The following is a 10,677-nucleotide window of genomic DNA, read 5'->3' as shown; positions in this document are numbered from 1 at the left end:
ATCCTGCAGCCCAAGCAGCGTTGAACGCCGGAACGCAGCCACAAAAGTCGCGTGATGACATCCTCGGCGACATCCTCAAAGACCTCAGTAACGAAGCAGCATAAGAAGAGTTATGGTAAAAAACACAGATCCCCGCTTCGTCTCTCCCATGGCATGGAACCGCATTGAGCAGTGGTCCCGTCGAAAGCCAGCTTTTGCGCTTATGGGAGAGTTCAGTGCCGGAAAGTCGACACTGATGAACTTTCTTTTGCGTGAGCAAGCCCTGCCAACGCAGGTGACAGCAACACAGCTGCCACCCGTATGGTTCAGTTGGGGAAGCAGTCCGGCCTATGTCAAACGGCACGACGGCAGCAAACAAAGTATCACTTTGGATGAACTTGAAACAATCGCTGTCAATGATGCACAATTCGTCCGGATATTCCTCAAGGCTGACATTTTGGAAGCCGTTGATCTGATCGACACGCCCGGCATCTCGGACCCTAAGATTTCAACGGATGTCTGGCAGCGAGCTGTTGGTCAGGCAAATGGCGTACTGTGGTGTACGCATTCCACTCAGGCTTGGCGTGAAACCGAGCGTGCGACTTGGGTATCGTTGCCGGAACGATTGCAGAATAATTCGTTGCTGTTGATTACACGTGCCGATGCCCTGAGTGCGAAAGACAGGCAAAAAGTACTGCGTCGTGTGAACCGCGAGGCGGGTCACCTTTTCAATCGCACAATACTGTTTTCGGCTCGTGATGCTATAACTGCGCGCGATAAGACGGGTGATGCCGAGTTGTGGTCGCGCAGCGGCGGTGGAAAAATGGTCGACAGCTTTTTGGAGATTACAGAACAGATAATGGATGGCCGTGCTGATCAACTGGCCCGGTATCAAATCGATAAATCGCAGTCTGGTCAAACCTTGGTTCACCCTGCAGAGGAAGCGGATTCAATACCCGAAGACTCGCAAGTCAAACTAGTTGAACTCAGCGGAGGCTTCAAAAGCGAGGATCGCAATGTAATCACTAACTTTCCGGTAAGGCCGGCTCGGGTAGAACGCCGAACCGAAGAGCCAGAGCGTTCTCGCATTGACCCCGATGAGGCTGAACGCATGCGTGCTGAAATGGTCAATGATGTAGAAGCGACCTCGAAAGAAGAGTTGCGGTCATACTTTCGCGAGACTACGGAAGATTCTCCGCATCTAAGTGGACTGACAAACCCTGATCTAGATGTAGATGAGTTTGAGTTTTCCGAGGGCGACGAAGTAAATGAAGAACCCGAACTGATCATTGTAAGTCAGGAAGAAGAAGATAGCCTGACTTCGGAAGTTGAATCCAAACCTGGGCCAGACATAGGACAGTCCGTTTCTTCGATCACGGCCCTGCTTGCAGAACAAACGAAAGGCGACGGGGAAGATTATGAACCCGAACCCGAAGGCAATGTTCTGACCGCGGCCGAAGTTGTATCTATTGAACCCGACACGCCGATGTCACGTGAAGACATGTCAGACCAAACGGACCCAACTTCCGAACATTTGCTTGACGCTCGAGTTAGTGCGCCGCCTAGCGCCTTGTCGATGTGGCGCGAGATTGAGGAAAACGATCCTCTGCCTGACGACGCGAAAGGTCTGAAAAATGCCTTTACCGCGTTTCTGCGGGAATTCGATCAGATCGCATTGGAACACAACGCTCATGGGCAAAAAAATCCGCTGCGACCTGTTCGGAAATCGAATGACAACTCTGGCGCGGAGTGGCATGTGTTGTAGCGAAAATTGCGATTAATGGGTTTGAAGTAACCGATCGCAGGAACAGGCTGAGATATGTCAATCGAAAAGGTTTTAGCAGCTGCAATCGAAGCTGTACCCGGCTGCTTGGCAGCCGGTTATATCGATATGGAAACGGGGATGCTGTTAGGTACAAGTGCTATCGAACAGGACAATGCCAGTAGCTTAAAAAGTTCGGCTTTGGCTGCCACTAACCTGTTTCAGGGAAGCGGCATCGCAGCCTTTGAAAAGCTGTTGCGTTCGGACGAGGCAGATCAGACGATTATCTCGGTTTTTGGGGAAGTCGCGGTGTTCTCGGACGACCGGGTATTCATTTTTCTGCGAATGCAAGAGCTCTCGGACCATGTTATTTTTTTTATCTGTCAAGACCGCACCAATATCGAGCTGATGTTAGCCAAATCACATCTCAGCCTTGGACCAGTTGCCGCCGCAATTTAGGCGGGGCCCAAAGGGGATAATGACATGATGGACCCTGAAATTTTAGATCTACTAGAAGAGATTGGGCGAACCTCCACCGCTCGTCTGACCCCTGCAATCTGCCTTGCCGGCAAGAGGCCACAGGATAGGCGCTCCCAAGTTCTGAAGGCTATCAGGTGCACAATATTGCCTCGAAGACTGGATTTTGTTGCCGCAGATGGCACACGTTTGTCAATCGATGTCGGCAGTTCGCGCGTAACGAATATCCTTGAATGCGATACTGGCCCAAAGCCGGATTTTGAAATGGATACTCGGGCGTCATTGATTGAGCAATTGGCACGCCTGATATCTGATCTCGTATCTGCCCCTGGCCCACTGCAACTGGAGTCTCTGTGCCCTGATACTTCGCTCGCGGCAGATGATGTCGGTTTGACCTATTCTGAAGTTGCGACCGCTTGCGCCAACATAGACTTACCTGAAGAGCCACGCGTAACTCTGGTGCCAGATAACCCAATTGAAACAGAGTCCGTGCAAGACCCAAATTCTGACGATCTGCCTGCCGCGGCCAAGACGTTTTACGATGGTATGGACAGATTTGCGTTGGGGCGTTTTTTAATTTCAAGTGATGGCAGTGAGGTTTCACAGTTCGAGGGCTTGTGCGCACAGGATCAGCCCGCGCACCCAGATAAGGATGTCCTATCTGAAATCATTCGCGACCTCGTCGGATGGCAAACCGACAGCAGCACAGACCTGCCGCAAATGGTTGTTATGCGTCCTTCCGGCGGCCAGGGAACAGGCGTGGCGTTTGTAAGTGACGGCAAGAATACGACTGGGGCCTTACACGATGCTCGTAAGCTTGAGGCTGTTGTATCGATGTGGAAATCATCAAAGAACGCCGCCGAATAACCCCGATCCTGCCCAATAGTGTCCACTTTTTTAATCTAGGTTCGGAAGCGAGTTGTCAGGGTAAACTAATGAGTGAGCTGAGCCGCCGCGAACTAATTCGCATCGCCGAAGATATGAATGAAATAAGCAATGACGAGACCCGTCATTTCATTTCTCGTATTGTAGACGACCTTTCAAAGCTAAAGCCCTCAATTGCATTTGTCGGACAGATTAAGGCTGGCAAGTCGCGCCTAATTAACGGTTTTACCGGTCAAGCTGGATATCTTCCGTCTGATGTGAACCCTTGGACAACAGTGATCACCGATATGCATTTCGGCCACCCTTCTGGTCGCACTTCTGGGGCTGAGTTTCACTTCTTTGACAACCGTCAGTGGAAGGCTTTGATTGCCGAAGGTGAAGAACTGCGCAACATGTTCCCCGATGACGAGGACAGCTATAAGCGGGAGATGATCGAAGAACAGGTCGAGGCGATGAAAACACGCGCTCGGTTGCGCCTGGGCGAAAGCTATGAACAATTGCTGGGCCAACGTCACGACCTGGAGGAGCTGACATCAGAGGATTTGGCTCGTTACGTATGTGCGGGAGACGATCCAGCGGACGACGGAGAGCGCGACCCCGGATCGGATCGAGGCCTTTACAGCGACATAACCCGAAAAGCCGAAGTTTTTTTCGAAATTGGCCATTTCCCGTTTCCGGTCACAGTTACTGACACGCCCGGTGTAAATGACCCGCTATTAATCCGGGAAGAAATATCGCGCCAATATCTTAAAGAGTCTGATTTTTTTGTGGTGGTTCTGTCCGCCCATCAGGCCCTTTCGCGGGCAGACCTGAAGTTGTTTCGTCTCATGCAGGCGCTGGAGTTGGGGCAGATCGTTGTATTTATCAACCGGGTTGATGAACTAGGGGGCGGTGCCGAGGATGCTGACAAGGTCAAGGCTGATGTTGTGGAAGGTCTTGAAAATGCCCTTGGAAACTCTGAGATCGATGTGCTGGTGGGCAGTGCCCAATGGGCCCATTACGCTTTGACCGGTGATGAATCTGGCATTGACCATGACCAGGTTCTGACTTGGCTGCGTGCCCATCCGGAACAGATGAACCAGTATCTGTCTGGTGTGCAGGAGATCAAACAAGGCCCCGGACCCATCAGTCGCGAGGCCATTTTGCGTTACGCCGCGATGATTGCGTCCGGCTTGCCAGACTTGCGCCATCATGTAACACAAGCATTGGCCAACGGCCCGCGTAGTGAACAAATGCGAATGGCCTGGCAGCACCTTAATGGATTTGCACAGGGTGACTTGGAGCGTAGCACCGCAAGGTTACGGGCATTGGATGAGGAACGCGCGGATGATCCAAGCGCTATCGAAGGCAACAAGAAGCTAGCGGAATTGAAAACCCTCATTGCTGAAAAATCCGAATCCATAACCAAGGACATGGACAATGTTCTGGCCAATTTGCGTGGTGTAATGGACGACACCGTATCGGAGGCAGTGTCGACCGTTGTCCGTGGTTCTGATGGGAATTCCCCACTTCTAAGTCGCGATGGTGAAACCGAACTGAATTTTGGTCCGCTACGTGAAAGGATGCGGGAACTGGTGCAGGGTGCGACACAAGTCATACGCCAACGCATGCTGAGTGAGCTTTATGCCGTGGACATGCAAAGCAATTCAGCATTGCGTGCCCTTCCCGGGTGGAAGGAACCTGTGGACAATCGAATGAACACCAGCGCAGTAAGGTGGTTTCGCCCAGATACAACGGCTTTGACTCGTGGAATAACCGTTGAACTTCGAGTGACCTGGTTGTCGCGATTGATTTCAAGGCGCAGCGTTGTGAATAGGGCTGAACGAATGATCGTTCAGGAATTTGAGATGATCGGGGATGATCTGATCGATACTGCCCGCGGTGACCTGTTAGACCGTATGCAAACAGTAGTGGATCATTATTTGGCACTTTTGGCTGGGCACTTGGAGCACCGCGCCGGACCGAATGGAGGCAATGCCCGTGCCGAAGCGCAACAAGCTGTTGACCGTGCTCGACGTATAGTGGACGAACTGAGCTCGGTCCTTGGGCCCGACCGGTTCGAGGCTTTACACGCTGAGGCAGCAGAATGATTGAATTTCCCGGAACCGAGCAGGTAGTAAAAAAACTCGAAAGCTTTCTGACGGCAACCGAAAACACTCCATCCTCAATTGAATTGGATGAGCTACGCGAACGGGCTATTACGCATGCGCAGCGGTTGTCCAACACCGTGGCTATCGGTTTTGCCGGAGAGTTTGGTGCCGGAAAATCCAGTTTAGCCAATATGCTGGCAGGAGCTGACATTTTGCCCACCGGTCCGCAGCAACAGAAACTGCCTCTTGTGATTGTTGCTTTTGCTGAAGAACCCGAAACTAGTGTTGGTTGGTGGGGCAAGGAACCTAAAGTTTATTCTGGCGTAACATTGGAAAAAGCGGCCGCTGACAATCCGGATTTTATTTCGATCGGTCTTAACACCCCTGCTCTGCGGGATATTTCGCTTTTCGACCTGCCTGGTTCAGATGCTCTTGACGAGTCATATAAGCAAACTTTGGCTCTGCTGGATTATGTGGATTGCGCCATCTGGTGCACCAATGGCACGAGCGCGTGGCGGGAAACTGAACGCCACCTTTGGCGGCAAGTGCCGAAAAAGCTGCGCGAGAGCAGTTTGTTGGCCGTGACACATGCCGATCTTTTACCCGACGACGAAGCGCGTGATCGCGTTTTGCGGAGATTGGAAAAGGAAAATAGTGATATGTTCCAGGCGGTTGTTCCAATTGGTACGCCGCTGGCTGTAAAAGCCATGTCCCAGGAACCTGAACCTGATTTCAGACTTTGGGAATCTTGTGGCGGCTCAAAACTCGCTGAAGTAATCTTGCGGGTGGCTTCCGAATATCGTCAGAGCGATCTGCTGTCCGCTCGTAACGATCTGAAAGACCACTTTGATCCCTTCCTTGCGAGTATCGAGGCTCCAGTTACAGTTGAGCATGATACATCGGGAGCAGATGGACAAGATGTTCACACCAGTCTTGGCGTGTCGCTGCCTCCGCTGAACAACCCGATCCTAGAGGATTGGTTGGTCGCAATTGCCGGGATCTGCAACGAACTTCGTGAGAATGCGGACATTGAGCCCTCGACTTTTCTACAAAGCTGTCAGGAAATTGTCGAAGATTTTGCTGAGCGTTTGGATTCGGGCACGGAAATTGATGCTAGTGCGGACTGGGTTCCAGGTGAATTTGAAAAAGCGACGGACCTTTTGATGCTATTGCAATTTGAGAGCGGCGATGCACCGTTAAGAGATGCAGTCGGTATCCTTGCACAACTCAGCGATAATCTGGCTTGGGCTGGAAGTACGGTAGCTTCCGCCCCTACTAAAACCGGGACGTGATACGTTCACGCTTAAATTGAGTGTCTGGATCGCGGTTTGGCGTGTTCAGAATCACGCTGCAATTGTTTCGAATTTGTAGACCAATCGTCAAAATTCGCTGTATATGCTCGTATTTTTTTAAAGGAAAAACACTATATATAGAATATTGTCTGCCCACAGTCTATATATAGTATTTGATGAAATTTGATCCATAGTGAAGCCATCAGGCGGCCCCATTAAAGTCAAATTTGAAACGTCTAACCGTTCACAAGTGTACTGCGGTTGTGTCTGGTTGTGAGTTTGCGGGCGATAAGTCCGATTGTTTTTACCGCAAAGTGAATGGAATGGGCGGGAAGAAATGAGCCACAACCAAGCTGTTGGTGCGACGCACGACGAACCTCAGATAGAAGGCCTCCAACCAGGGGCAAAGTTGCTGCGCGGTCAGTATGAGATTCTTCGTTTTCTCAGCAATGGCGGTTTTGGTATCACCTATCTGGCCCGCGATAGCCTTGAGCGCGATGTGGTCATCAAAGAGTGTTACCCCAGCGCCCTGTGTCGTAGAAATGGAGATTTCGTCGAGGCGGTAAACCCGGGGCTCAACGAAGATCTTAGGGCAATCATCGACCTGTTTATTCTGGAAGCCAGGAACCATGCCCGTCTTGTACATCCAAATATCGTCGACGTTCATCAAGTGTTCGAGGACAACAATACCGCTTACATCGCGATGGATTTTGTCCGTGGTTGCGACCTTCTGGAATATGTTGAGAACGCCGAAAACAGAGGTGATCCGGAGTTTATTGTTCAGGTCACAGAGAAGATGCTGTCCGCAGTGTCCTTCATACACCAAAGCGGAATGTTGCATCGCGACATTTCGCCAGACAATATTCTGATCAACGAGAATGGTGAACCTATTCTGATTGATTTTGGTGCGGCACGCGAGCAAGCAGCGCACAAATCGACTGCTTTGTTGACGTTGCGGGTAATAAAGGACGGCTACTCGCCGCACGAATTCTATGTTCGGGGCGCGGAACAAAGTCCCAGTAGTGATCTATATGTCTTGGCCGCAACCCTGTATCACGCCATAACCGGCGAACGTCCAATCGACGGTCAAACCCGCCTGAACGCGTTCAACAATGGTCAATCTGACCCTTATGTTCCGCTTTCCGGGCGCTATTCGGGATATCCGAGCAAATTCCTGAATGCGATTGACAAGGCGCTGGAGGTACACACCACCGATCGTCTTCAATCGGCTTTGGATTGGTTGCGAATGTTCCGCGGACCAGACGTGATGTTTGACACGTTTGCTTACCGTCCAGTGTCCGTGATCGTCGGCATGGACCACAAAGATCACGAGGCCGAGAAAGAACGCATAAAAGCCGAGACTGAAAACGCCGAGGCTGTTGTGACCGCCCTTCTTGCTGGCAATGCTGACCTTACGCTTGGGAACGAAGAAAAACCTGAACAAGAGCACGCGAATTTCGCAACTTCAGATAACGCACCGGTTACCGTTGACACAGTAGTCAAAAGCGGTCCGGGAAGCGGAAGCAGGTCAATTGTATTGGTCGTGATCGCGTTAGCGGCGGTCGTTACAGGAATGATAATTCTGATGTCGGGCGAAAACTCCACGCCCAAGGCAACCCCGGTCACAGTTGAGGCCCCAGCGCCGATTGATGCTGTACCGGAACCGGTCGAGCAGACCGTCGAAGTCCAAGCAGAGCCGGAATCGGCCGAACCCGCTTTGGCACCCGAGACCGAGGTAGCGCAAGAGCAACCTGTCGAGCAGACAGTGATACAGGAACCAGATTCGAAAGAAACGTTAGAGCCGCCACTCGATGCCGTTGCCGCCTCAGAGATACCGCCAGCGGAAATATCAATCCTGGAAGTTGGCGAAAAGCAGCCCGAACTGGAAGCCGAGGCAGCACTCTCTGAGTCTGAAATAGGTTTACCTTTGGAAGAACTCATCAATCTCTTGGACAACCAAGTGGCTTTCGCTCACTGGGACGTGGATGTACCGTTCACAGTTTCACGTCGTCGTGCATCGACGGGTAATGTGCTTGCTATTAGTGGTATTGATGCTGATCAGGATATGTCCGTTGTCGGCGATTGGGTTCAGCGTGGAACGACGATTTTTACTCTGAACGGTGAACCTATTCGCGCGGATCTCTCGTTTGAAGCACACATATTGAGCAATTTTGCAGTTGAACCTGATGGGTATGTACGGGCTACCGCCCGTTACCGCGCATTGGGTAAAACCCGTGCGCAGAATGCTGTTTTGGCATTGCCCGCATACCGCAGTCTGGGTCTTGAGAACGGGCTAACCTTCAGTATCCGCCACGTAGACGGGTACGGCTGGCAAACATCAGTACAGACAGTGCCGAACGACAGTGAAAGTGACCTTAGACGTGGCGACGTTCTGTTGCGCGAAGGTGAGGAAAGCGTTGCTTTCGATGGTCCAGAAAGTCTGGAAGTGATCCTCGAAAATCTTGTTGCCGAAAGTCGCCCCACAGCCGAGCTGACCGTATTGCGCAACGGATCTGAAACCGCCGCTACCATGCGGCTTGCGCAGGAGTAGAGAAACCCGGATCGAGTGAAATTCGCTGGCAAGTATGTGCTGAGGGTGGCCCCCAGTTAGCCACCCAACGGGGACCGGCCCGTTGCGGATCGTAAGAGTGATTTTTGGTTTTTAGTCTCACCGAACCTTATGCGCGGTGATCTGTAACAAACACGCGGGAAGTGCTCCGCATCAGATAGAAAAAGGTGTCGACACCATGTTTAAATACAAAAGCCCTCTGAGCCGGCTTCTAGAAGGTGCCGGCAAATCCAAAGAAGATACGGCCGAAACCGAAGTGATTGCCGAGAACGATCTTGAGCAGGCAGATCAACCTGAGCCAATCGCAGATTTCAATGCGCTGCGCGAGGCACTAGCCGGCGGCAACAATAGCTTCGAAAACTTTGAGGAGTCGGAAGATCTGATCCCAGAAGGCCAAATGCCTGAATTTTTCGAGACAGATGAAGAGTCCAAGGACGAAACTGTGGAAGAGGAGACGGCGGATGCGCCCGTCGACCCAGAAGTTTCAGAGGAAGATCAAGTTGTGACGTTGCACCCCGCATCAACTGATGTGGCGGAAGATGAAAAAACCATGCTCGCGGCAGTTGCCGAAGCATCAACGGAAGAGCCCGAAAATGTTCTCGAAGTCCAACCAGAGCTTGAAGTCACAACTGAGCCAACTGTGGATCCTTCTCCCGATTTTGCAGCCGAAGAAGAAAGTGAACCATCTCAGCTGGAGGAGCCTTCACCAGAACCAATCCCAGTTGCTGAAAAGGAAATTGTGGCTCCAGCCCCAGCGGAGGATCGTCGAGCCCGCGTAAAAACTACTTTCCTCGGCTTTGATCGCGCGAACACGCATGCGCAGGAATTGATCGAAGCCGCAGAACCTGTCGTGAAGATGGAGAGTGCACAGCAGACGTTCCCGGTTGGATGGTTGGTTGTGACTTCCGGCCCGGGTAGAGGCGCCTGCGTAACGGTTACCGAAGGTCTGATGCAAATAGGCCGAAATGACGATCAGGCTATTCAGTTGGACTTCGGAGACACGGGTATTTCGCGCAGCAATCATGCGGTAATCGCTTATGATCCCGAAGACCGAAAATGCTATTTAGGCCACGGCGGCAAGGCTAACCTTGTTCGTTTAAACGGCAAACCAGTCCTCAGCACAGTGCCTATTGCGTGTGGTGATATAATCCGCATCAGTGAAACCTCGATGCGGTTCAAGGCCTTCTGCGATGAAGGATTTGACTGGCGGGATGCCGATTAATGCTCGCAAGCCCTGCATATGATGTTGCGCTGATTCTTGACAAGGGTCAGCGCGACACGCAGGAGGATGCGATTTCCGCACGGGTGTTTGACTCGGCTAGTGCGGGTTACGTCGTCATTGCTGACGGTATGGGTGGGCATGATGCGGGTGAAATCGCATCGGAGCTGGTCATATCAGCATGGTGCGACCTTATGGATGCCCAGCTTGGCGGGCCCGAACCGGTCGAGGGCGATCTGCTCGACGCTCTGCCGATTGCCGCGATGCAAGCCAATACCGCAGTAGGTGATCATGGCGATGAACATCGCGTCAAATTGGGCTCTACATTGCTGGGCATTCTAATGCTTGAGCAGCGTGTCTTTTGGATTTCCATCGGCGACAGCCCTCTCTACCTTTTCCGAGAT

General features: G+C 51.8%; 8 protein-coding genes. All 8 read left to right on the top strand.

The genetic code is table 11. The annotated features are described in order from the left end of the window. The first annotated feature begins 112 nt into the window (after positions 1-112). A complete protein-coding gene (locus AC2FNE_RS23475) occupies positions 113-1,744 on the top strand; it encodes a dynamin family protein (protein ID WP_496806435.1) in 1,632 nt (543 codons plus the stop codon). A gap of 54 nt (positions 1,745-1,798) precedes the next feature. Then, on the top strand, positions 1,799-2,200 hold the full coding sequence (locus AC2FNE_RS23470; protein ID WP_170605380.1) for a hypothetical protein: 402 nt from the start codon (positions 1,799-1,801) through the stop codon (positions 2,198-2,200). 165 nt (positions 2,201-2,365) lie between these two features. Then, on the top strand, positions 2,366-3,085 hold the full coding sequence (locus tag AC2FNE_RS23465; protein ID WP_496806434.1) for a hypothetical protein: 720 nt from the start codon (positions 2,366-2,368) through the stop codon (positions 3,083-3,085). A gap of 68 nt (positions 3,086-3,153) precedes the next feature. Continuing rightward, a complete protein-coding gene (locus AC2FNE_RS23460) occupies positions 3,154-5,193 on the top strand; it encodes a dynamin family protein (RefSeq protein ID WP_496806433.1) in 2,040 nt (679 codons plus the stop codon). Then, positions 5,190-6,485 (top strand): dynamin family protein, encoded by a 1,296-nt coding sequence (locus AC2FNE_RS23455; protein WP_496806432.1) that lies wholly within the window; start codon positions 5,190-5,192, stop codon positions 6,483-6,485. Before AC2FNE_RS23460 ends, AC2FNE_RS23455 begins: the two co-directional genes overlap by 4 nt. Positions 6,486-6,822: 337 nt before the next feature. Further along, positions 6,823-9,036 (top strand): serine/threonine protein kinase, encoded by a 2,214-nt coding sequence (locus AC2FNE_RS23450; protein WP_496806431.1) that lies wholly within the window; start codon positions 6,823-6,825, stop codon positions 9,034-9,036. A 196-nt stretch (positions 9,037-9,232) separates the two neighbouring features. Continuing rightward, on the top strand, positions 9,233-10,276 hold the full coding sequence (locus AC2FNE_RS23445) for an FHA domain-containing protein (RefSeq protein ID WP_496806430.1): 1,044 nt from the start codon (positions 9,233-9,235) through the stop codon (positions 10,274-10,276). Further along, positions 10,276-10,677, top strand: a 402-nt coding sequence (locus AC2FNE_RS23440; RefSeq protein ID WP_496806429.1) for a PP2C family protein-serine/threonine phosphatase, incomplete at its 3' end; no start/stop codon positions are given. The genes AC2FNE_RS23445 and AC2FNE_RS23440, both read left to right, overlap by 1 nt.

This window comes from Ruegeria sp. YKSD179 (assembly GCF_059612885.1).
Note: the sequence above shows the minus strand (reverse complement) of the source record. Positions and strands in the feature narration are given on the sequence as shown.

Excerpts from the sequence above, each read along its gene's own strand:
- AC2FNE_RS23460 (WP_496806433.1), top strand. The coding sequence starts at position 3,154 with ATGAGTGAGCTGAGCCGCCGCGAACTAATTCGCATCGCCGAAGATATG.
- AC2FNE_RS23455 (WP_496806432.1), top strand. The coding sequence starts at position 5,190 with ATGATTGAATTTCCCGGAACCGAGCAGGTAGTAAAAAAACTCGAAAGC.
- AC2FNE_RS23445 (WP_496806430.1), top strand. The coding sequence starts at position 9,233 with ATGTTTAAATACAAAAGCCCTCTGAGCCGGCTTCTAGAAGGTGCCGGC.
- AC2FNE_RS23470 (WP_170605380.1), top strand. The coding sequence starts at position 1,799 with ATGTCAATCGAAAAGGTTTTAGCAGCTGCAATCGAAGCTGTACCCGGC.
- AC2FNE_RS23475 (WP_496806435.1), top strand. The coding sequence starts at position 113 with ATGGTAAAAAACACAGATCCCCGCTTCGTCTCTCCCATGGCATGGAAC.
- AC2FNE_RS23450 (WP_496806431.1), top strand. The coding sequence starts at position 6,823 with ATGAGCCACAACCAAGCTGTTGGTGCGACGCACGACGAACCTCAGATA.